This is a genomic window from Aliikangiella aequoris (assembly GCF_053709105.1).
In genome coordinates this window covers 2,706,435-2,728,365 of the sequence record NZ_CM132298.1, presented here as the reverse complement: position 1 = coordinate 2,728,365, position 21,931 = coordinate 2,706,435, and the positions used below count along the sequence as shown (strand labels likewise).

The following is a 21,931-nucleotide window of genomic DNA, read 5'->3' as shown; positions in this document are numbered from 1 at the left end:
TAAATACGGACTCAAATAAAAGAATGCAAACTAACTCGCTTAATAAACTGCCATGTATTTTCGGACTAGGAATGTCTGGATTGGCTGCTGCGCGTTATTTTGAACGAATAAAACAAAGCTTCGTGGTTATTGACACAAGAGAGAACCCACCTGGAAAAGAGAGCGTTGCTGCATTAGCTTTTTGCCAACAAGCGTTTTATAAGAATATTCCCGAGCATGCTGTAATTAATGCGAGCCGAATTATTCTAAGCCCTGGAGTCGATCCTAGCCACGAGTTGTTAGTTAAGGCACGGGAAGCTGAGATAGAGATAATTGGAGATGTAGAGCTTTTTGTTAGAGAAACTAAAAGCAAGATTGTTGCGATTACGGGTTCTAACGGAAAAAGTACGGTAACCGATTTAGTTTATCAATGTTTAATTAGTGCCAAAAAGAAAGCACTCATAGGCGGTAACTTTGGGGTACCGGTACTAGACTTTTTGCCGCAAGATGAAGCTGAAATTTATGTATTAGAACTTTCAAGCTTTCAACTTGATACAACTCGGCAGTTAAGCGCTGAAGTTGCGGTGGTACTCAATATTACTGAAGATCATATGGACAGATACAATCGGTTTGAGGATTATTGTCTTTCTAAACAAAGTATCTTTAATAACGCCAAACACTGTGTTTACAATTTAGACGACGCAGCAACCGTACCTAATCAATTGAACAGTCATCGATTATGCTTCAGTTTAGGTCAAGCAAGCGCTGATATTTATGTCGACTTTACCCAGTCACCAGTGGTAATTCGCAGCCGCGACCAAGTTTATATTAATGTTCAAGAGTTGCAATTAGTGGGCAGCCATAATTGGAATAATGTCGCAGCAGTTGTGTGTATACTGCAAGCGTTAAACATTGCAATTGATGATGCGATACTTAATACCATTAAAAAATATACTGGATTAAGTCATCGCTTTCAGAAGGTAAAATTTGTTGATCAAACTGATTGGATTAACGACTCTAAAGCAACAAACGTTGGCGCAACTCAAGCAGCACTTAATGCTATAGATAAAAACTACTATCAATGGTGTGTTTTAATAGCTGGAGGCTTGGCAAAAGACGCGGATCTTTCGCCACTTAGAGAATCATTGCGTACAACAGTTGATCATTTGATTGTCATGGGACAAGACGCGCCTCTATTAGCTGCTTACATGCCGAAAGAAAAAGTCACTTTTGTTGAAAGCATGCAGCAAGCTGTCGTTAAAGCAAAGCAGTTAGTCGCATTACAACCAATCACGAATCAACCTAATGTAGTATTGCTGTCTCCTGCGTGTGCAAGCATGGATATGTTTAAAAATTTTGAAGCCCGCGGACAGGCCTTTGTTGATGCATTGGAGGCTTGCGCATGAGTTCAGCGATTAACTATCAAACATGGTATGACAAAACGCTTTTAACTGTGGTTTTGTTATTGACTTCGATTGGTCTTATTTGGGTAACTTCAAGTTCTTTGTATTTTGCAGAAAATAACTTGAACGGTCAGGCAACTTATTTTGTGTTTAGGCATTTTGTTTATTTATTTATTGCATTTACAGCTGCCTGTATTGTGTTAACACAACCGATACAACGCTGGCAACAGTATGGACCTTATTTACTCGTTCTTGGATTGGTATTGTTGGTCGCTGTTTTATTTGTTGGCAAAAGTGTTAATGGCTCGCGTCGCTGGTTTGCTTTAGGTCCCATAACATTTCAAGTTTCCGAAGCAATTAAATTATTTGTAGTGGTTTATTTGGCAGGTTATTTAGTTCGTCGCACGGATGAGTTACAAACTCAAATTAGAGGGTTTTTAAAGCCGCTGTTAGTGTTAGCTTTAATTACTGGACTATTACTTTTAGAGCCTGATTTTGGCGCGTCGGTGGTGATATTGGCTACGTCACTTGCGATGTTGTTTTTAGGTGGTGCCCGGTTATGGCAATTTATTGGTCTCAGTGCTGCTGTTGGCGGAATTTTAGCTTTAATTGCGGTAAGTCAACCTTATCGATTAGAACGATTGATGACTTTTTTAGATCCTTGGGCCGATCCTTTTGGTAGCGGTTATCAATTGACCCAATCACTTATTGCGTTTGGACGAGGCAGTCTTTTTGGTCAAGGATTAGGAAATGGATTACAAAAGTTAAACTACTTGCCTGAAGGACATACGGATTTTATTTTTGCAATTTTTGCTGAAGAGCAAGGGTTGCTTGGGGTTGCTTTAGTACTCGTACTGTTTTTTATTTTGTTTTATCGCTCAATGAAAATTGGGCGTGAGGCCATTCTTTGTGAAAAGCCTTATGCAGGCTATTTGGCTTACGGGATTGGCTTTTGGTTAACCTTTCAAGCGCTGATTAATATGGGCGTCACCAGTGGCGCTTTGCCAACTAAAGGCTTGACTTTGCCTTTTATTAGTTACGGCGGCAACAGCCTTATTGCTTGCGCGGTAGCTATCGCAATTTTACTAAGAATTGATTACGAAAATCGTTTAAGCAAACAGCCAAAAAACACGACTAAAAAGTCAGTTAAAAAAGCGTCCAGTCAATTTGATGAAGAGGTACTAGCTTAATGAAAAGTAATGTACTGATTATGGCTGGTGGCACTGGCGGACACATTTTTCCTGGTTTGGCGGTAGCTGAGTGTTTACATGATAACGGCTGGAATATTGCGTGGTTGGGTTCAGTTGGCGGAATGGAAGAAAAGCTCGTTAAAGCAAATTATATTCAATTAAATCTTATTAGTGTGCGCGGCTTGCGTGGTAATGGATTAATTGGCTGGATCAAAGCGCCTATTGTTTTATTTAAAGCGATATTACAAGCCATTAAAGTAATAAAGCAACAGCGACCTTGCGTCGTAATTGGTTTTGGTGGTTTTGCCTCTGGTCCAGGAGCTATAGCGGCACTTTTACTTAGAAAGCCCGTTTTAATTCATGAGCAAAATGCGATAGCAGGGCTGACTAATAAAGTTATAGCAAAATTTGCTCAACAAGTTTTCCAAGGTTTTCCGGACACTTTTAATAAAACTAAAAAAATAGTGACCGTTGGTAACCCGGTAAGAAAAGAAATCCAAGCATTAAGCGTTGTAACACGACAATCTAAATCGAATGTTTCTGCTATCAAAGTATTAATTGTTGGAGGCAGTCGCGGCGCACTCGCTTTAAATCAAAATTTACCCAAGTTGTTATCAGAGCTTGTGTTGACGGGGAAAGTGTCAGTTTTACATCAAGTAGGTGCTGGGCGAGTAGAAGCGACCAAGTTAATTTGTCAGCAACATGCACTCGACTCAACTAACGGTTATCAGGTGGTTGAGTTTATTGATGATATGGCACAAGCAATGCAACAAGCCGACTTTATTATTTGCCGCTCTGGCGCGTCAACAGTGTCTGAAGTGGCCATCGTCGGGTTGCCCGCAATATTTATTCCGTTTCCTTATGCCGTGGACGATCATCAAACAGCAAACGCTAATTGGTTAGTTAAAAATAATGCTGCTTTTTGCTTTCAGGAAAGTCAAATTGATTCGCCGGAATTAAAGCAGCAAATTGTTAAGTTAGTTGACTCGCCGTCAATTTTAGATGAAATGTCGGTACGCGCAAAACAGTGTGCATTTAATCATGCAGCAGCGAAAGTTGCTGATTATTGCGAAAATTTTAAGGTGAAAGCTGCATGAAAAATAACGCCCCTATTGTAAATCCAATGCCAGAAATTCCAGAAATGCGAAGGATTCGACGAATTCACTTTATTGGAATTGGCGGTGCGGGAATGTGCGGTATTGCAGAGGTATTATTAAACCAAGGTTATAACGTCACTGGATCAGATCCTTCTTCAAGTGATACTACTAATCGATTAAAAAAACTAGGTGCAGAAATTTTTCATCAGCATACGGCGAATAATGTTTTAGGTGCTAATGTTGTCGTGGTAAGTACTGCTATACCTAAAGACAATCCAGAAATAGAAGCGGCTCGCTCACGAAGAATTCCCATTGTTCCGCGGGCTGAGATGCTTGCTGAATTAATGCGATTTAGACATGGCGTTGCTGTTGCAGGGACCCACGGTAAAACGACAACAACAAGCCTACTTGCTACTTTATACGCTGATGCTGGGTTAGATCCTACCTTTGTGATTGGCGGTTTATTAAATCGTTTAGGCGCAAATGCAAGGCTTGGAAAAAGCCGTTATTTTATTGCTGAAGCAGATGAGAGTGATGCATCGTTTCTTCATCTTCAACCCATGGTTTCAATTGTCACAAATATCGATATGGATCACATGGATACTTATGATGGTGATTTTGAAAAAGTAAAGCAAACCTATATTGAGTTTATTCATAATTTGCCATTTTATGGACTTGCAGTGCTTTGTGGTGATGATGATGGCGTAAAGCAAATTATCCCATCGTTAATGCGCCCATTTGTTACTTACGGATTTTCTGATGGGGTTGATTATCAGGCGGTAGATTTTCGTCAAGAAGGCAGTGTGAGTTACTACAAAATTAAGCGCAAAGGTAAGCCTGGTTTACTCGAAATAAAACTCAATATGCCAGGACGACACAATGTTTTAAATTCGTTAGCCGCTTTTACCGTTGCCAATGAAGATGGCGTTAGAGCACCTGCGTTGGTGGAGTCATTAAAAAGTTTTGGCGGTATAGGACGTCGTTTTCAATTTTGCGGAGAGTTTAAAACCAACAAAGGGGCGATTGAGCTGGTTGATGACTATGGGCATCACCCTACCGAAGTTTTAGCAACCGTAAATGCGGTAAGAGATGGCTGGAAAAATAAAAGATTAGTAATGGTTTTTCAGCCACATCGCTATTCGCGAACGAGAGATTTGTTCGAAGACTTTGCCGCGGTACTGTCTAAAGTTGACGTGTTAATTATGCTAGAAGTCTATGCTGCCGGAGAAGCGCCTATCGCTGGTGCCGACGGGAGAGCCTTGTGTCGCTCTATTCGTATGCGCGGAAAACTAGATCCTATTTTTGTTGAAGAGCAAGGTGACTTAGAAAATACCCTTGCAGGTGTAATGCAAGACGGCGATTTATTAGTGACCCAAGGTGCAGGAAATGTCGGTGGCATAGCTAAAGCTTGGACAAATAATCAATTAAATTTTTTAAATGAGAAGTAAGAGATATTAATCGTGTTAAAAGACTTTAACTTAACTATTCAGCCTAAAGAATTTGGAAAAGTAGCGGTGCTACTTGGAGGCAAGTCGGCTGAACGCGAAATCTCTTTACGTTCGGGTGAGGCCGTTTATCAAGCGCTAGTTAGGCAAGGGGTTAATGCGGTAAAAATAGATACCAATAAAGACCTTTATCAACAGTTAGTCGAGCACAAAATTGAGCGAGCTTTTATTGCTTTGCATGGTCGAGATGGTGAAGATGGCGTAGTACAAGGTTTTTTAAAAATGTTAGGCATTGCGTTTACTGGCTCTAATGTAGCGAGTTCCGCAATCGCTATGAACAAGCTTTTATGTAAACAGCTTTGGAGACAAAACGACATTGCCACAGCTAATTTTGATTTTGTAAAACGAGGTCAACCGTTTGCTGAAGTGGAAGCTAAAAGATTGCTTGCGAGTTTAGGTCATACGCTATTTGTTAAGCCAGTGAATGAAGGTTCGAGCGTAGGAATGAGTAAAGTAACTAGTGCTGATGAACTAGTCAAAGCTGTGGCTTATGCGCATCAGTATGACGAAGTTGCCTTAGTCGAGTCGTTTATTAACGGCAAAGAGTATACCGTGTCAATTCTTAAAGGAGTTGCATTGCCAAGCATTAGTATGCAAACGCCACGGGAGTTTTATGATTACGAGGCTAAGTATCACTCCAATACAACCGAATACTTTTGCCCTAGCGGATTAAATCAGCAAGAAGAAACTGATTTACAGAATATTGCAATAAAGGCGTTTAATGTTATTGGTTGTAGTGGTTGGGGCAGAGTTGACTTTATTCGTAGCGTGAGTGGAGAGTTTATGATTTTAGAAGCCAATACAGTGCCTGGTATGACTGAATCTAGTTTGGTGCCTAAATCGGCAAAGCAAGCGAATTTAACTTTTGATGAGTTGGTGTTGCACATTCTTGAAACAAGCGTTGACGCGTTAAATACTAGTGACAGGAGCTAATAAAGTGGCACGCGCTAAGATGGCAGTTAGGAAAAAACGAAGTGAAAAAAAATCGCTTTCGTTTGATATTTCTGGGCGTGTTAAACAAATTGGCCGAGTGTTAGTAAGGTATAGCTTGTTAGCTTTAATTGTTGGGGGAGTTTACTCTGGTCAGCGAATATGGCAGCAAGTTTGGCCGGTAGAAAACCTAGTATTGCAAGGTGATGTTCAAAACCTTAATGAAGCTAAGCTAATTGAGTTAGTGGCTGATTTAGAAGTTAAAGGAATGTTAGCGATTGATTTAGAATCGTTACGCAACCAGCTTGAAGAGCTAGCTTGGGTTCAGCATGTTGAAGTTAAAAAGGTTTGGCCTAATAGTATCGTGGTTGCAGTAAGAGAACATCAGCCTGTCGCGATTTTTAACAATGCTATTTTAACGGCTAGCCATACACAAATTGAAGTAAGCGAAGCGCAAGCTAAACTATTTAACTTGCCAAGAATTGAAGTGAAAAAGCAAAAGACAATTGATACTGAAACTTTGGTAAAAATTTGGACTGAGTTTAAGCAAATAAAAACTTCTTTAGAGTTAATATCGCTCGAACTAGTCAGTGTTGAGATCGACTTAGTAAATAATTGGCACTTACATTTTTCGAGAGATTTAGTGATGAATTTAGGGCGAAAAGATAGAGAGGCACGTATCGCTCGGTTAGTTGAAGTTTATCGCGCGATAGAAAATAAAGACGCCATTAGCTCGATTGATTTGCGATACCACAATGGTATTGCGGTTCAGTGGGCTGAAAATAAAAATAGTTTACAGGGATAGTGCTTAATTTTTGAAAGAGAGCCAATAGAATATGTCAAAAATACAAGATAAAAAATTAATTGTTGGTTTAGATATTGGTACGTCTAAAGTGGTCGCCATTGTTGGAGAGATCGGTGCAGAAGGTAGAACCGATATTATTGGTATAGGAAGTCACCCATCAACAGGGCTTAAGAAAGGCGTTGTGGTCAATATTGAATCGACGGTTCAGTCAATACAGCGTGCTGTTGAAGAAGCTGAATTAATGGCAGGCTGTCAAATTCACTCAGTATTTGCAGGTATTGCTGGCAGCCATATTCGCAGCTTGAACTCGCACGGCATTGTAGCCATAAGAGATAGCGAAGTTAACTCAAGTGATGTTGAAAGAGTCATTGACGCAGCAAAAGCTGTTGCTATTCCTGCTGATCAAAGAATTCTGCATATTTTGCCGCAAGAATTTATTATTGATAACCAAGAAGGTATTCGCGAGCCCATCGGCATGTCTGGGGTAAGACTGGAAGCTAAAGTTCATATGGTAACCGGTGCAGTGAGTGCAGCGCAAAATATTGTGAAATGCATTAAGCGATGTGGGTTAGAAGTCGACGACATTATTTTAGAGCAGTTAGCGTCTTCTTATTCTGTACTTACTGAAGATGAGAAAGAGTTAGGTGTTTGTATTGTTGATATTGGCGGCGGAACGACTGATATTGCTATCTTCACAGAAGGCGCAATTCGACACACTGCGGTTATTCCTATTGCTGGTGATCAAGTGACTAACGACATTGCCGTGGCTTTAAGAACGCCAACGCAGCATGCAGAAGATATCAAAATTAAGTATGCCTGTGCCTTACGTCAACTGACTTCGTTAGAAGACACGATAGAAGTTCCTGGCGTAGGTGAGCGTGACTCTAGAAAAATGTCGCGCCAAACTTTAGCTGAAGTTGTAGAGCCTAGGTATGAAGAATTGTTTACCTTAATTCAAGCGGAATTAAGGCGTAGTGGTTTTGAAGAAATTATTCCTGCCGGAATCGTTTTGACTGGCGGATCTTCAAAAATGGAAGGTTTAATCGAATTGGCTGAAGAAGTTTTTCATATGCCTGTAAGGTTGGGATTACCACAAGGTGTTCATGGATTAGTTGATGTAGTACGAAACCCAATTCATGCCACTGGTGTTGGACTCTTGTTATATGGCCAACAACAAAATGTTCAAACCAACAATTACGATGATACCGAAACTGGTTTTAGTCAACTGCTGAAAAAAATGAAACATTGGTTCAGCGGTTTTTAAAAGTTTAATACATTGATTTTTAATTTTTATTTAGCAACAAGCAAGTAAAACGAAGGGGAAATATTATGCCAAACATGTTTGAGTTAGTTGATAGCTGTCGTGAAAATGCGGTGATCAAAGTAGTAGGAGTCGGCGGTGGCGGCGGCAATGCTGTAGAGCATATGTTAAAAGCAAATGTCGATGGAGTTGAGTTTATTTGTGCTAATACCGACGCACAAGCATTAAATCGCTCATTAGCAAGAACTACCATTCAACTTGGTAGTTCTATTACTAAAGGCTTAGGCGCAGGAGCTAATCCAGAAGTCGGACGTGAAGCTGCGATTGAAGACCGAGAGCGAATAGCAGAAATTCTACGTGATACCGACATGGTATTTATTACTGCGGGTATGGGAGGCGGCACCGGAACGGGAGCTGCACCGGTTATTGCTGAAATTGCCAAAGAAATGGGTGTATTAACGGTTGCTGTTGTGACTAAGCCATTTTTCTTTGAAATGAAAAAGCGTATGCAAGTTGCCGAGGCTGGTATTGAAGAGTTGCGCCAGCATGTGGACTCATTAATTATTGTGCCTAATGATAAAGTACTTAATGTAATGAAAGGCAAGAAACTTACTGAAGCTTTTAAAGCGGCTAATGATGTATTGCATGGCGCAGTTCAAGGCATTGCCGAGTTAATGACGTGTCCTGGCCTAATTAATGTGGATTTTGCAGACGTTAGAACCGTTATGTCAGAAAAAGGCACATCTATGATGGGTAACGGTATTGGTAGCGGTGAAGATCGTGCTAAGCGCGCGGCAGAGCTCGCTGTTTCTAGCCCATTACTGGAAGATGTTGATTTAGCCGGTGCTAAAGGTATTTTGGTTAATATCACTTCAGGTGAAGATATGAGCATCGACGAATTCTCTGACGTAGGTAGTGTGATTCAAGAATTTGCGGCAGATGATGCTACTGTCGTCATTGGAACGGCTATTGACCCAGAGCTGACTGATGAAATTAGAGTTACAGTAGTGGCAACAGGTATTGGTCAGCAAGCCGCGGCAGTTCAAGCGCCGACTATGAAAATAGACAATACGAAAAAATCTGATGGAAGCAATAATTATCCAGAGCTAGACAGACCAACGATTATTCGCCAGCAAGCAGCTCAACCAAAGCAAGCGGTTGGTAGTGATATGGATTACTTAGATATTCCAGCGTTTTTACGTAAACAAGCAGATTAGGACTATTAGGCTAATTTAAGCTTTTAACTCTTTTGAAAATCTGGCGGCTTATAAAGGTTTAGCATTTAAACTGCTACCCAATTTAGCGTTAGATTAATAAAATGCGCAATAAAACTGGGCTGGCAAGTCTGGGTAGTTGCTTTGAGTTAGAGTGATGGACTAGAGCTGATGGACTAGAGCTGATGGACTAGAGCTGTTGGGTAAAACCTGTTGGAATAGCCGGTCGTTGCTTGGTTAGTTTAAAGACGAAAGTATTTGGTTTTTTTTAGCTGCATACCAGAAAGTTGAACTGTGGGAATCCCCCTTCAATTTTCACGGTGATTTTTTCTGTTTTGGCAGAGGAAAGGAGTCATTTACTTTCGTTAACTGATAATGAACAACTTAAAGTGAATTTTAAAATTTAAATATAGGATTTAAATTCAAGGGTAAAATTACCGCTAACGCCTATATTTTGAGATATTTATCCCAATTTAACAGGTTTTAGTGACAAATTTGTTACATTGTGGGCATATTTTAGCCACAATTAGCACTTAAACTGCTTTAATTAGAGGTTTAGCGTACCGCGAAGCAAATCTTTATGGTAAGATGCGGCAGTTTTTTATGTAGCTCATCCGATGAGTACAAAATTTGTCCAGCTTGTTTTAGAAAGCTAGGGCATCATTATTAAGTTGGAGAATTAATCGATTATGATTAAACAACGTACTTTAAAAACCGCAATTAGAGCGACAGGTGTTGGTTTACATACCGGTGATAAAGTTTACTTGACGTTAAGACCTGCTCCTGTAGATTCAGGAATTGTTTTCCGTCGAGTTGACCTTGATCCTGTTGTCGAAATTTGTGCGGCGCCAGAAAATGTGGGCGATACCACGCTTTCTACGTGTTTAGTCAAGGATGGTGTCAGAATTTCAACCGTAGAGCATTTATTAGCAGCAATGGCAGGCTTAGGTATTGATAATGCATTTATCGATGTATCGGCTCCAGAAGTGCCAATAATGGACGGTAGTGCAGGGCCTTTTGTATTTTTAATCCAGTCTGCAGGGGTTGAAGAGCAAGAAAAAGCCAAGCGTTTTATTCGCATTAAGAAGCGCATTGAGTTAACTGAAGGCGATAAAAAAGCAATATTTGAACCATTTGACGGTTTTAAAGTGTCATTTGGTATTGATTTTGACCACCCAGTCTTCTCGAATAGTTCCAAGTTTTCAGAAATAGACTTTTCTGCTACTTCGTTTGTAAAAGAAGTTAGTAGAGCACGAACTTTTGGTTTTATGAATGATATTGAGCATTTGCGTTCTAAAAACCTAGTTCAAGGCGGTAGCATGGACAATGCGATTGTATTAGATGAATATCGTGTGTTAAATGAAGATGGTTTGCGTTACGACGATGAATTCGTTAAGCATAAAATCTTAGATGCTATTGGAGATCTGTATTTGCTAGGAAATAGCTTAGTGGGTGCATTTACTGGTATAAAATCAGGCCATTCATTGAATAACAAGCTTTTAAGAGCGCTTGTTGCTGATGAAAGCGCTTGGGAAGTTGTTACTTTCGAAGATGCTTCCGCGGCGCCTATTTCATATATTATGAAACCAGGCTTAGCTATTTAAGTCTACATAGCTTCAAAAAAAACCGAGCAACGCTCGGTTTTTTTGTACTCCAAATTCTAGTTTTGCAGCGTTTTTTTAGCTAAATTGTTAATTTTACGGCAGTTTTTACTAAATTTGCTAAAGAACTAGCGGGGCTGGACGATAACTTCAATGTTAGCAAGGCCTAAATAGCCTTCTTGGCGAAACGCTGAGAGTAGCTCATTGGTTTGGAATCTGAGTTTATTGGCCCAAATAGAGCTGTTACAAGCAATAACTAAAGTGCTTTTTCTCAAATTTATTACTCGGCAATGCTTTGAAAGTGTTGCATTAAGTTTGCTTTGTAAGGTATTGTTTAGCGTTTGAATTTTGGCTAACTTGTCGAGTAAGTTTTTTACTTCGCCATTAGGAGCCGAAACAAGATTATTAATATTATGGGTAGATGGACGTCTCATAATTAAAATATTAGGTTTATTGGGTTTAAAAGCTCAATTGGTATCAAAGTTGAACATAGCAAATAGAAAATAACTTGCTGCTATTGTGACACTTAAAGGTGCTGATGGGAAAGGAAATTTAGTCTGTAATGCGCTTCAAACGGGCGTGGCAGAGATACCCAAAGTCTAAAATTAAATATTAAAGAGTTATCCATGAGTATTACAATTTTACAACGTTCACCACAGGGCATGCGGACCATTAAGCTAAAAAACCGCTACCTTTATAGTTTAGTTGGATTGTTATTTGTTTTGCCTATTACCGCTGGAGTAAGCGGTTACTTCTTTGCAATGCAGCGAAGTGACTTGGCGAAGGTAGAACAAGTGACTATCGACAATTGGAAAAAAGAGTTATCTAATCAATGGCACCAGCTTGAGTTAGCTAAGCGTTCTTCACAGCAACAACTCAATGCGCTTACCGCTAAAATGGGAATGATGCAAGCCCACATTACCCGGCTAGATGCTGCGGGTGAAAGAATAGTTAATGTAGCAGGTCTAGATGCCAAAGAGTTTAATTTTGGTGAACCGCCTGCTATAGGGGGTCCTGAAAACGCTTCTAACGCTGAAACCACTGATATACCGCAATTACTCGCGTCGCTTAACGAAATCGACCAACAACTTAATTCTCGCAGTCAACAGCTGAATGTGCTTGAGTCTTTATTAATGGATAAGCACATGGGGGTAGAGCGTTATATATCCGGTCGTCCTATTAAGAAAGGTTGGATGTCGTCATTTTACGGAGAAAGAAACGATCCTTTTACTGGTAAGCCTGCCTGGCATGGTGGTGTAGACTTTGCGGGTAAAGAGGGAGATAAAATATATTCAACGGCGGCCGGTGTCGTTTCTTGGGTAGGTGACCGATATGGTTATGGATTGCTGGTTGAGATCAATCACGGTGATGGTTTAATCACTCGTTATGCGCACAATAAAAGCGCGCTAGTCAAAAAAGGCGATGTGGTTTCTAAAGGGCAAGCCATTTCAATTATGGGTAATTCGGGTCGGTCTACGGGTGCTCATGTTCATTATGAAGTGTTAAAAAATGGCAAAAATGTTAATCCACAACACTATGTTAATCGCCGCCCTAAAAGTTAAATTTTAATTCGCTTTTTTGCGCTAGATTAGCTTAGCGCAATGCGTCACCTTAAAGAGCCTCAATTTTATATTGGGGCTTTTTGTTTTTTAGCCTTAGGTTTTGTTGACCACAGCTCAATAGCTTCCAGATTATTGCTAGCCGCGTGTTCTACTCGTTTTAGATGTTTTAGTTATACTCTGTTGACGCTACGGAATACTTGCTTTAATTTTATCTGACTTTAATCACTAAACAGCGGTGATATGAGTTAGTTTTAACGCTCATAACCAGTGCTGGACTCGCTGATATAATTACTCTGCTAACGGCACACAGTAATAAGGTTTGTATAAAAATGAAATTAGATATTTGCTTACTAAATGCACTCTTACTCTTGCTAACTAAAACTTGGCGGGAAGTTTTGTGTTGAATATTTTTTAGATTTTAAAAACCCGCTAATTCAGCGGGTTTTTTTTTGCCTAACATAGGAGAAAATTGTGGCGTTTACAGATGACAAAATTATCGTATTTGACACTACCTTGCGTGACGGAGAGCAGTCTCCCGGTGGAAGTATGAATATTAACGAAAAGTTAGCTATTGCCACACAACTCCAGCAGTTAGGTGTTGACGTGGTTGAGGCTGGCTTTCCTGTGATATCTCGCGGTGATTTTAATGCTGTTGAGCTTATTGCACAAAAGATTAGGGGGCCAATTATTTGTGCATTAGCAAGAGCCGTTGATAGAGATATTGAAGTTGCCGCTCAAGCATTAAAAGCTGCTGATAAAAAACGTATCCATGTATTTATCGCTACCAGTGAAATACATATGAAATACAAACTAAAACTTACTCCTACTCAGGTATTGCTAAAAGCGGTTAGCGCGGTTAAAAAAGCGAAACGCTATGTGAATGATGTTGAATTTTCAGCCGAAGATGCTGCACGGAGTGACTTAGGTTTTTTAGTTCGAGTCATTGAAGCTGTGATTGATGCTGGAGCAACTACCGTCAATATTCCAGACACAGTTGGTTATAGTACACCCGCTGAGTTTGGACATTTAATAAAAACAATTAGAACTCAAGTCAGCAATATTAGTAAAGCGACGCTCAGTGTTCACTGTCATAATGATTTAGGCTTAGCAACGGCTAATAGTTTGGCGGCGATAGAAAGTGGTGCAAGACAAGTTGAATGCACCATTAATGGAATTGGAGAGCGTTCCGGTAATTGCGCACTCGAAGAATTAACTATGGCGCTAAAAACTCGTCAAAATCACTTTAAAGTCACATCGCAAATAAAGACCCAGCAACTTTTAAAGTCGAGCCGACTGGTTGAGTCTATAACAGGCATTTTAGTGCAGCCCAACAAAGCGGTAGTCGGGCGAAATTCATTTGCCCATGAAGCGGGTATTCACCAACATGGCGTGATTCAAAACCGTGAAACTTACGAAATCATGCGTGCCGAAGATGTCGGCTTTTCTGGTAATCAAATTGTTTTAGGTAAACATAGCGGCAAACATGCATTAAAACAATGGCTGCTGACTAACCAGTTTATATTTAGCGAAAAACAAGTTGCCGTATTATTTGAAGCGATGAAAGCGCTGTGTGATAAGCAAAAGCGTCTTGATGATTTTGATCTGTTTCAGCTAGTTAGTCAAACTGGATTTGCAACCCAATTACCACAAGAATCAACCAGCTTTTTAAGGACCAAACGATGGTAAGAACACTATTTGAAAAAATATGGGATAGTCACTTGGTTGAGCCAGAACAAGAAGATTTCCCCGCAATTATTTATGTAGACACTCACTATATTCATGAGGTGACGTCGCCGCAGGCGTTCAACCTTTTAAAACAAAGAAAGCTCAAAGTACGTTGTCCTGAGCGAACATTTGCAACAATGGATCATGCGACTCCCACAAGCCCTCCTTTAAAAAATGGGGATTATGTTTTTAATGGTGAAAGAGAAAAAGCACAGGTTATTGCATTACAAAAAAACTGCCAAGAAAACGCTATTAGGCTGTTTGAACTGGGCAACAAACGACAGGGAATTGTTCACGTAATTGGGCCTGAGTTAGGCATTACTTTGCCAGGAAATATTATTGTTTGTGGCGACAGTCATACCAGCACTCACGGCGCTTTTGGAGCACTGGCATTTGGTATTGGTACGAGTGAAGTAGGACATGTGTTAGCCACTCAGTGTTTGTTACAAGTAAAGCCTAAATCAATGGGAATAAAGGTAATCGGCAAGCTTAATGCTGGAGTGTCGGCAAAAGATCTTATCCTACATATTATATCTAAATTAGGCGTTGCCGGAGCAACTGGTCATGTAATTGAATATTTTGGAGAGGCCATTAGCGAATTGTCGATGGAGCAAAGAATGACGGTTTGTAATATGTCTATTGAAGCAGGTGCTCGTGCTGGCCTAATTGCTCCTGACGATAAAACAATCGCTTACCTTAAGGGTAAAGAGTTTACTCCGAAAGATCACGATTGGGATTTATTAGTAAAACGTTGTCGAACTCTATATACAGACAAAGAAGCACAGTACGACCGCTTTGTTTGTTTTGATGCAACCAAAGTAAAACCAATGATTACTTGGGGGACCAATCCTGCTATGGCTATACCGATTAGAGAAACCATACCCTTAAACGCTAATCAGCAAGCGGTTGATTATATGCGCTTTGCTGCTGGCGAGCAGTTAATAGGAAAGAAAGTTAACGTGGTATTTATTGGAAGCTGCACTAATTCGAGGCTAAGTGATCTAAGTGCCGTTGCAAAAATAATGAAAGGGCAGAAAGTCGCAAAAAATGTCGTTGCGTATATTGTTCCAGGCTCTATGCAGGTAAAAAAAGCGGCAGAACAGCTTGGCTTAGACAAAATCTTTCGAGACGCAGGCGCGCACTGGCGAGAGCCGGGGTGCTCAATGTGTTTAGGGTTGAATGGCGATGTCGTCGGGCAGGGCGAGTTATGTGTTAGTACTAGCAATCGTAACTTTGAAGGCCGCCAAGGACGTAATGCACGGACCTTGTTAGTTAGTCCAGAAACTGCAGCGCACTGCGCCATTCTAGGTGAAATTGCCGATCCTCAGCAGTCATTTAAAAAAGGAGCGTCAGTATGAGCAGCATTCAACATTGCATAAAGGGAATTGCTGCGGTAATTCAATTTGATAACATTGATACAGACCAAATTATTCCCGCTGACTCGCTAAAAACCACGCAAAAGTTAGGCCTAGGGAAATACCTTTTTGCCAATTGGCGCTACCAAAGTAACGGCAGCAAGAACAAAAACTTTGTTTTAAATTTAGCAGAAACTAAAGCGGCAAAAATTTTGATTACCGGTGACAATTTTGGTTGTGGTTCTTCTAGAGAGCACGCCGCCTGGGCACTAACAGACTTTGGAATTAAAGTAATTATTAGTAGCAGAATTGCTGATATTTTTAAAAACAATGCAATTAAAAACGGATTATTGCCAATTGAAGTTTCAAATGACGAGCTAAGGCAACTATTTTTACTAAATGGAAATGAACTTGAAATTAATTTAGAGCGCCAACTGATTCTAAGTAAAAATATGAAATTGGAATTTAAACTAGCTGCTTTTACCAAATATTGTTTTCTTAACCGACTAGACGAGCTTGACTACTTATTAGACAAAACCAATTTAATTGATCGGTATGAGCAAAGGAAAAATGTGTTATGACGAGAACTACAAAAATCGCTTGGCTTGCCGGAGATGGTATTGGACCCGAAGTGACTCTGTCCGCTAAAAGTGTTGTTAAAGCAGTAAGTAAAATTCATGGTGTTAATTTTCAGTTATTCGATTATTACATAGGCGGAGCTGCAATAGAGCACAGTGGCAAACCACTACCTGAACAAACCTTACAAGGATGTATTGATGCTGATGCCGTATTTTTAGGTGCGATCGGCGGTCCAAAGTGGGACGCTTTGCCAACTTATTTACGACCTGAACAGGGGCTATTAAAACTGCGTAAAGCGTTAAACGTTTTTGCCAATATCAGACCAATAAAAATTCACCCTAACTTAATTAACTGCTCTCCGTTAAAACCCAGCAAATTAGAATCGGTTGATTTTGTGATTGTTAGAGAACTTACCGGTGGTATTTATTTTGGAAATAAATACCGAGAAGGAGACTCTGCATTTGATCAATGTAGTTATAGTGTAACCGAAATTGAGCGAGTGGCACGAGTTGCTTGTGAATTAGCGATGCAGCGTAACAAAATTATTACATCTGTCGACAAAGCCAATGTATTAGAAACGTCAAGGCTATGGCGTGAAGTGACGAGCCGGTTTGTTAAAAATAATTATCCTGAGATTACGCTTGAGCATCAGCTCGTTGATTCTTGTGCAATGAAACTTATACAAAACCCATCTCAGTTTGATGTAATTCTTACTGAAAATATGTTTGGCGATATTTTATCTGATGAAGCTAGCGTGCTAGTTGGTTCATTGGGAATGCTTGCATCTACTTCTGTAGGCACCCAACATGGAATTTTTGAGCCAGCCCATGGGAGTGCCCCTGACATTGCGGGCAGTAATTTAGCTAACCCTTATGCGGCAATTTTAAGTTGTGCAATGATGCTTCGGTGGCTAAATCATGAAGTGCTTGCGGTTTCTATTGAAGCGGCTGTCGCAATAGCTCTTGATGCGAAAATATTTACCCAAGACTTAAACCAGTCAAGTAGTTTGTTAACCACTGAGGTTACTCAAGCGGTCATTAGCTATTTAAAATAATCAATATTTTTGAGAATAAAACTCGCTTCGTTCCCGTCAACTTTATGAAACTAACGTAAAACGAGGAGAGTAAAATGATAAATAACTTAAATAAGAGTGCGTTGATTATTGCTTTAGGTTTGGCGACCAATTACAGCTTTGCTAGTGAAGCCTCACTTAATGCAACGGTTTCAAGCGAGAGCCGCACTGAAGTTCAATACAAGCGCTCTAATGAAAGTCAGCTGCGTGCTGAAAATGAAACCCAGTCTAGCGCTACAATAAATGCTAAGCAAAGCAGTGACGCTAATCCAACACAGGAAAAGCCCAAGCAAGCCGCTTCAGATTTTAGCGGAGTGACTGCGAGTAGTGCTTCATTAGTGAACAAAGGCGAGTCACAAACAAGCAATACGCTTGATACAAGTGCGCTTATCCAAAGTACTTCTAGTACATTGGTAAAAAGAGAAAAGCCAACAGCAACTGAGCCAGAAGTTTCTGGCGTAGAACAGCCATCGAACAAGCAATTTTCTGGATCAGAAATCAATGTGCTGACCGCTGCAGGTTCAAAAATGATAGCTAACGGCACGGGTCTAGCTTCAGCTACTGGCCACGCGACCAGCCAAGTGAGCTCCAATCTTGAGCAAGCGAGTAATGTCGATAACCAGGCGGCGTCAGAGATTATTGCTAACCAAAGCGCACAACTTTTAGAGAGTGCGTCAGCTAATACTATGCAAGTTGTTAGTGCTCAAACAGAAGTGTTGTTACAGCAAACTTTGGCAAGCAATTTAGATGCTGCAGTTGCAGAGCAAGTCACCTCATCCGTAGACGCTACATTAGCAACTGCGATTGAAGCTACAACAGAAGCTAGTATCTTAAATTCAATCGAACTATAACCCACTTAAGCGCTGGCTTGCCCAGCGCTTTTTTTAGCCTTATAAATCTTTGGGAGGATTCTATGCGTTATGTTATATCCAAAATTTCATGGTGTTGCTTTGTTTTTGTGCTTACTTTTAGTCTAAGTAGTTCACAGCTTTTTGCTCAGGTAGAGCCTAAATTTTCTGCACAGGTTGAAGCTGGATTGCAAAGTAGTAGTCAACAATATCTTAATGAAATAGAAAAAACATCTGAATCTGGTGACACGGCTAAACTAATTCAGTTTAAACTAAAAGGTGGTTTAGAGCCTATTGATAAGCTTAGCTTTAAAGGATTCTATAGCAAAAAACTAATTAACTATAATCGTAATGATGAGTTTGATCAGGCGACACAGATTTTCTATGTTGATGGCGCTTATAAATTTGATTGGGTTAAGCTTGGTTTAGACCAAAGTATGGCTAACGTAAAGCTAGATCAGCAAGGCTTTATGTCTCTAAATCAGCGTAGTATTTACTTGTCAAAATTATTTAGCAATCAATGGTTTTTTAGAGTTAACAAAAGCCAGCAAGAAAAAAAATTTAAAAACTTAACCGAGCGAGACTCAGAAAATCATAGTTTGGCTATCAATACTTATCGCTTTTTTGATTTAGGGCAGTCGTTTATTGCGTTTGGGATAGAGGACCAAACGGAAGAATCTGTGACGCCAGAGTTTGACTTCGCTGCAAAATCTTACTGGGTTAAATATTCAAAAAGTTTTAATGCTTGGCAGCTTGATAATAATATTCAGCTTAGTTGGCGCAAGTTAAATAAAAGTTTTACACAAGCAAGCCAAAATTTGCTTGAAGCTGCCAATGAAAATCCTAGGGAAGATAGCAGTAGTTTTATGAGTCTTCGTTGGGAGTTAGGCCTTACATCTAACTTTTTCTTAATTACTCAGTTTGAACTCGCTAGTAATGATTCTAATTTAGAAGATGCTGAGTTTGATACTAATAAAATGGGTATTTCTGTTAAAGCAAAGTTTTAGTTATTATGACTTTTTATAAGGCCATGTCCAAAAATTGGGTCGTGGCCAGTCTCCCCTAAATCAATGGCATTCTCTTGTAACCGTTTTAATGTCTTTTTAGCGCTTGAGTGATGTAATTCGCAAACTAAAGTTGCAGCTACAACAGGAACAGCTAAAGATGTTCCGCTTTCTAAACTATATTTTCCATTGGCATGTAAGCTGGTTTGATTAACACCGTAAGCACTAAAGTCTATATGCTCTCCTTGGTTTGCCCAACGATAAACTTCGAGATTATGATCAACTGCTGTAACTGCAATAACAGAGGGGTAAGCCGCAGGATAAAGTGGAGGTGAAGCCGGCCCCTGATTACCTGCTGCTGCAACAATTATAATTTCTTTTTCGCTTAGTCTTTTGATAAATCTTTCCAGAATGTTATTTTTTGGTCCAGTAAGACTCATATTAATAACAGTTACTTGGTTGCTACTTAGCCAGTCCAACGCGCTTACAATCGACATTAAGTTAGCGCCTTGGGTATAGTCATTGCGACTATAAAACGCAGATGCAGCAAATAGCTGAGCGTTTGGTAGCAGCCCGGTAACGTGATTTGAATTCGCTTTTAGAACTCCCGCGATGATTGTTCCATGCCCAATCGGTACAGTAATGTTGCTGTTAACAAAATTCTTCAAGATTATTCTTTGGTTAACTAGCGCAGAGTGCTGTAGATTAATGCTGGTGTCTATCATGCCAATTTTGACTGGAGAAGCGCAGCCAACGGCTAGTTGAGAATGGTTACTCGTTCGATTTTTGGCAGAGTGACTAGTCCGCTGGTCGTTGTTGTTAGTTTTTTGAGGCTCATAAATATGATTTCTGTCAAGTCTTGCTAATAGGTGCTGAGGTAAGACTTGTTTTAGTGCTTGCCAAGAATCAAGAGCTAAGGGCACTTTAAACTGAATCAGCTGTAAATCTGAGTTGAAATATTGTTTGCTTTTTATAACTTCTATATTAAGACTTTTAAGAAATTTAAGTTCTGTTGGATTTAAAAGTATTAACCATTCTTGGGCGACGGCTCGATGATTATTTTCGACCAATACTTCATTGAAAGCAACATTACCCAGGCTATCTAATATAGGCATAACTTGACTCTTTATATTCAAAGGATCATCGGCAATAGACTTTAGCTCAAGCTGCTGTAAAGTTGCCTTATCGGTTATTGCTGGAACGGCAGTGCTTTGAGTCGTTTTTAAAGGAACTTTAGGCTGTGGCATTGTGAGCGGGGGTGTCGTTATTTGACCGCTAGTATTGAGCTTTGTTATATCTGCTGCAACAGCTAACTTGAAAGGTGACAGCGCAATTAAGATTAAAGCGGTAGAAAGCGCTAGAAAGGTTGAAAATTTCTTTAAGTGACTCAATTTAACTAACTTCATGAAAAATCTCTAAATTTTTGATAGTGTTTTATAATAAAAACGTTTCAAAACATATAAAATTCCAATTCAAGCGGATTAAAACTGTTTTAGAGCCGTCAACTCTATAAAACAGAGGAAATACTCGATGAAAAATGAATTAACCCAAATGTTACCAATGATAAGGCGGTTTGCCTATTCTTTAACCGGCAATATGCCTGACGCAGACGATTTAGTTCAAAATACATTAGAGCGAGTTTTAAGTAGGAATTTGCCGAAAGATGTAAACTTGACTAAATGGGTCTTTAGAGTTTGTCGTAACATTTGGATTGACGAATTTCGAGCTCGAAAAGTTAGGCAGAAAGCTGCTGAAAAGCCAGAGCTACAACAAAACCAAGTTATTGATGGCGAAAATCAAATGACTAATCAATTAACTTTAGCTAAAGTTAAACAAGCTATGCAGTCATTACCCGATGAGCAGCGTTCAATTCTTGCCTTAATCGCGGTGCAAGGAATGAGTTATAAGGAAACCGCGGAAACATTAAGCATTCCAATTGGTACTGTCATGAGCAGGTTAGCAAGAGCAAGAGCGACTATTGCCAATTGGCTAAATGGAGCACCACATTCAAGCGGGCCCACAAGTGCAGGTATTGAAGGAGGCCAGGCATGAACATTAACGATGAAAAACTATCTGCATTTTTAGATTCAGAGCTTAGCGAAAAAGAAATGCAGGCTGTAAGAGACAGCATCGCAAACTCAGAAAAAGTCGCCGATAGATTAGCTGAATTAGCTCAGGTTGATAGTTTGGTCTACGCAAGTTATGCTGAAATTGACGATAAGGTTATTCCGCACTCAATTAATCAGTTGTTGTCGGAGGACAATGAGTTAGAGACTCGCGCCAAGGTGATTGAGTTTCCGCGTTGGAAAAAAATTAGCCGCAACTTAACCAAATATTCTGCAACCAAATACTCTGCAGTTGCGGCTTGTGCATTGGTCGTGTTGGGCTTGAGTTTAGCTAATTTTGAAACTACAAAAAGTGATACTGAATCGTTAATTGTTGCTGCTGAAGTTTCTCAAGTATTGTTTGATAAAACAAGTGGCACTGAAGTGTCGCTTGCAAACGGAAAGCTTGTGTTACCCAAAGCGTCATTTAAAAATAAAGCCGGTGAGTCATGTCGTTTGTATAACGTTACTAGTAATGCTAAAGGATCAGAAAACATTGCTTGCTTAAAGCAAGGCCAGTGGAAAATTGCAGCATCATTTACCACTGAATTCGTTAGCAACAATAGCGAATATCAAACGGCAAGCCGAAAAGCAGAGCTAGACCAAGCTTTAGATAAAATATTACAGGGTAGTTTCTATAATCGAAATCAGGAAGAAGCGTCGATAGAGCAACGTTGGAAGTAATTATTTGGAAGA

General features: G+C 39.9%; 20 protein-coding genes. 18 read left to right on the top strand and 2 right to left on the bottom strand.

Translation table 11 applies throughout. The features are described from left to right. Window positions 1-23 precede the first annotated feature (23 nt). From murD to lpxC, 9 genes are all read left to right on the top strand, one after another. Window positions 24-1,385, top strand: coding sequence for a UDP-N-acetylmuramoyl-L-alanine--D-glutamate ligase (gene murD, locus ACUR5C_RS11770; RefSeq protein ID WP_454465327.1), 1,362 nt, complete (start codon window positions 24-26; stop codon window positions 1,383-1,385). Continuing rightward, a complete protein-coding gene (ftsW, locus tag ACUR5C_RS11765; protein ID WP_454465326.1) occupies window positions 1,382-2,572 on the top strand; it encodes a putative lipid II flippase FtsW in 1,191 nt (396 codons plus the stop codon). The genes murD and ftsW overlap by 4 nt, the downstream gene beginning before the upstream one ends. Beyond that, window positions 2,572-3,669 (top strand): undecaprenyldiphospho-muramoylpentapeptide beta-N-acetylglucosaminyltransferase, encoded by a 1,098-nt coding sequence (gene murG / locus ACUR5C_RS11760; protein WP_454465325.1) that lies wholly within the window; start codon window positions 2,572-2,574, stop codon window positions 3,667-3,669. The genes ftsW and murG overlap by 1 nt, the downstream gene beginning before the upstream one ends. Next, the gene (murC, locus tag ACUR5C_RS11755) at window positions 3,666-5,117 is read left to right on the top strand and encodes a UDP-N-acetylmuramate--L-alanine ligase (RefSeq protein ID WP_454465324.1); all 1,452 of its coding nucleotides are present in this window, start codon (window positions 3,666-3,668) and stop codon (window positions 5,115-5,117) included. Before murG ends, murC begins: the two co-directional genes overlap by 4 nt. Before the next feature lie 12 nt (window positions 5,118-5,129). Then, on the top strand, window positions 5,130-6,107 hold the full coding sequence (locus tag ACUR5C_RS11750) for a D-alanine--D-alanine ligase (protein ID WP_454465323.1): 978 nt from the start codon (window positions 5,130-5,132) through the stop codon (window positions 6,105-6,107). Window positions 6,108-6,111: 4 nt separating this feature from the next. Then, entirely contained in the window at window positions 6,112-6,909 is a 798-nt protein-coding gene (locus ACUR5C_RS11745) for a cell division protein FtsQ/DivIB (protein ID WP_454465322.1), read from the top strand. A gap of 31 nt (window positions 6,910-6,940) precedes the next feature. Continuing rightward, complete coding sequence (gene ftsA, locus ACUR5C_RS11740; protein WP_454465321.1) at window positions 6,941-8,173, top strand: cell division protein FtsA; 1,233 nt, start codon at window positions 6,941-6,943, stop codon at window positions 8,171-8,173. Between the two features lie 74 nt (window positions 8,174-8,247). Then, window positions 8,248-9,387 (top strand): cell division protein FtsZ, encoded by a 1,140-nt coding sequence (gene ftsZ, locus ACUR5C_RS11735; protein WP_454467876.1) that lies wholly within the window; start codon window positions 8,248-8,250, stop codon window positions 9,385-9,387. A gap of 686 nt (window positions 9,388-10,073) precedes the next feature. Then, window positions 10,074-10,988, top strand: a complete 915-nt coding sequence (gene lpxC / locus ACUR5C_RS11730) for a UDP-3-O-acyl-N-acetylglucosamine deacetylase (protein WP_454465320.1) — start codon at window positions 10,074-10,076, stop codon at window positions 10,986-10,988. Between the two features lie 125 nt (window positions 10,989-11,113). Here lpxC and ACUR5C_RS11725 read toward each other — a convergent pair whose 3' ends face one another. Beyond that, on the bottom strand, window positions 11,114-11,419 hold the full coding sequence (locus ACUR5C_RS11725; RefSeq protein ID WP_454465319.1) for a DciA family protein: 306 nt from the start codon (window positions 11,417-11,419) through the stop codon (window positions 11,114-11,116). Window positions 11,420-11,611: 192 nt separating this feature from the next. On the opposite strand from ACUR5C_RS11725, the gene ACUR5C_RS11720 reads away from it, so the two are divergent. The 7 genes from ACUR5C_RS11720 (at window position 11,612) to ACUR5C_RS11690 (ending at window position 19,133) form a co-directional block, all read left to right on the top strand. Then, on the top strand, window positions 11,612-12,547 hold the full coding sequence (locus tag ACUR5C_RS11720) for a M23 family metallopeptidase (protein ID WP_454465318.1): 936 nt from the start codon (window positions 11,612-11,614) through the stop codon (window positions 12,545-12,547). A gap of 471 nt (window positions 12,548-13,018) precedes the next feature. Further along, on the top strand, window positions 13,019-14,233 hold the full coding sequence (locus ACUR5C_RS11715) for a 2-isopropylmalate synthase (RefSeq protein ID WP_454465317.1): 1,215 nt from the start codon (window positions 13,019-13,021) through the stop codon (window positions 14,231-14,233). Next, window positions 14,227-15,630: a 3-isopropylmalate dehydratase large subunit gene (gene leuC / locus ACUR5C_RS11710; protein ID WP_454465316.1), complete on the top strand. Its 1,404-nt coding sequence runs from the start codon at window positions 14,227-14,229 to the stop codon at window positions 15,628-15,630. The genes ACUR5C_RS11715 and leuC overlap by 7 nt, the downstream gene beginning before the upstream one ends. Next, window positions 15,627-16,208, top strand: coding sequence for a 3-isopropylmalate dehydratase small subunit (gene leuD, locus ACUR5C_RS11705; RefSeq protein ID WP_454465315.1), 582 nt, complete (start codon window positions 15,627-15,629; stop codon window positions 16,206-16,208). The genes leuC and leuD overlap by 4 nt, the downstream gene beginning before the upstream one ends. After that, a complete protein-coding gene (leuB, locus tag ACUR5C_RS11700; protein WP_454465314.1) occupies window positions 16,205-17,260 on the top strand; it encodes a 3-isopropylmalate dehydrogenase in 1,056 nt (351 codons plus the stop codon). Before leuD ends, leuB begins: the two co-directional genes overlap by 4 nt. 74 nt (window positions 17,261-17,334) lie before the next feature. Continuing rightward, on the top strand, window positions 17,335-18,129 hold the full coding sequence (locus tag ACUR5C_RS11695) for a hypothetical protein (RefSeq protein ID WP_454465313.1): 795 nt from the start codon (window positions 17,335-17,337) through the stop codon (window positions 18,127-18,129). A 62-nt stretch (window positions 18,130-18,191) separates the two neighbouring features. Beyond that, window positions 18,192-19,133, top strand: a complete 942-nt coding sequence (locus tag ACUR5C_RS11690; RefSeq protein WP_454465312.1) for a hypothetical protein — start codon at window positions 18,192-18,194, stop codon at window positions 19,131-19,133. On the opposite strand, the gene ACUR5C_RS11685 is transcribed toward ACUR5C_RS11690, so the two are convergent. Beyond that, window positions 19,130-20,536 (bottom strand): S8 family serine peptidase, encoded by a 1,407-nt coding sequence (locus ACUR5C_RS11685; protein ID WP_454465311.1) that lies wholly within the window; start codon window positions 20,534-20,536, stop codon window positions 19,130-19,132. The genes ACUR5C_RS11690 and ACUR5C_RS11685 overlap by 4 nt on opposite strands. Window positions 20,537-20,660: 124 nt before the next feature. On the opposite strand from ACUR5C_RS11685, the gene ACUR5C_RS11680 reads away from it, so the two are divergent. After that, complete coding sequence (locus ACUR5C_RS11680; protein ID WP_454465310.1) at window positions 20,661-21,182, top strand: RNA polymerase sigma factor; 522 nt, start codon at window positions 20,661-20,663, stop codon at window positions 21,180-21,182. Next, window positions 21,179-21,919, top strand: a complete 741-nt coding sequence (locus ACUR5C_RS11675; RefSeq protein ID WP_454465309.1) for an anti-sigma factor family protein — start codon at window positions 21,179-21,181, stop codon at window positions 21,917-21,919. The genes ACUR5C_RS11680 and ACUR5C_RS11675 overlap by 4 nt, the downstream gene beginning before the upstream one ends. Window positions 21,920-21,931 lie beyond the last annotated feature (12 nt).

Coding starts and splice junctions, on each gene's coding strand:
- ACUR5C_RS11680 (WP_454465310.1), top strand. CDS start 20,661: ATGAAAAATGAATTAACCCAAATGTTACCAATGATAAGGCGGTTTGCC.
- ftsA (WP_454465321.1), top strand. CDS start 6,941: ATGTCAAAAATACAAGATAAAAAATTAATTGTTGGTTTAGATATTGGT.
- murG (WP_454465325.1), top strand. CDS start 2,572: ATGAAAAGTAATGTACTGATTATGGCTGGTGGCACTGGCGGACACATT.
- ACUR5C_RS11720 (WP_454465318.1), top strand. CDS start 11,612: ATGAGTATTACAATTTTACAACGTTCACCACAGGGCATGCGGACCATT.
- leuC (WP_454465316.1), top strand. CDS start 14,227: ATGGTAAGAACACTATTTGAAAAAATATGGGATAGTCACTTGGTTGAG.
- ACUR5C_RS11690 (WP_454465312.1), top strand. CDS start 18,192: ATGCGTTATGTTATATCCAAAATTTCATGGTGTTGCTTTGTTTTTGTG.
- murC (WP_454465324.1), top strand. CDS start 3,666: ATGAAAAATAACGCCCCTATTGTAAATCCAATGCCAGAAATTCCAGAA.
- ftsW (WP_454465326.1), top strand. CDS start 1,382: ATGAGTTCAGCGATTAACTATCAAACATGGTATGACAAAACGCTTTTA.
- ACUR5C_RS11695 (WP_454465313.1), top strand. CDS start 17,335: ATGATAAATAACTTAAATAAGAGTGCGTTGATTATTGCTTTAGGTTTG.
- ACUR5C_RS11725 (WP_454465319.1), bottom strand. CDS start 11,419: ATGAGACGTCCATCTACCCATAATATTAATAATCTTGTTTCGGCTCCT.
- leuD (WP_454465315.1), top strand. CDS start 15,627: ATGAGCAGCATTCAACATTGCATAAAGGGAATTGCTGCGGTAATTCAA.
- ftsZ (WP_454467876.1), top strand. CDS start 8,248: ATGTTTGAGTTAGTTGATAGCTGTCGTGAAAATGCGGTGATCAAAGTA.
- ACUR5C_RS11675 (WP_454465309.1), top strand. CDS start 21,179: ATGAACATTAACGATGAAAAACTATCTGCATTTTTAGATTCAGAGCTT.
- ACUR5C_RS11685 (WP_454465311.1), bottom strand. CDS start 20,536: ATGAAGTTAGTTAAATTGAGTCACTTAAAGAAATTTTCAACCTTTCTA.
- murD (WP_454465327.1), top strand. CDS start 24: ATGCAAACTAACTCGCTTAATAAACTGCCATGTATTTTCGGACTAGGA.
- leuB (WP_454465314.1), top strand. CDS start 16,205: ATGACGAGAACTACAAAAATCGCTTGGCTTGCCGGAGATGGTATTGGA.
- lpxC (WP_454465320.1), top strand. CDS start 10,074: ATGATTAAACAACGTACTTTAAAAACCGCAATTAGAGCGACAGGTGTT.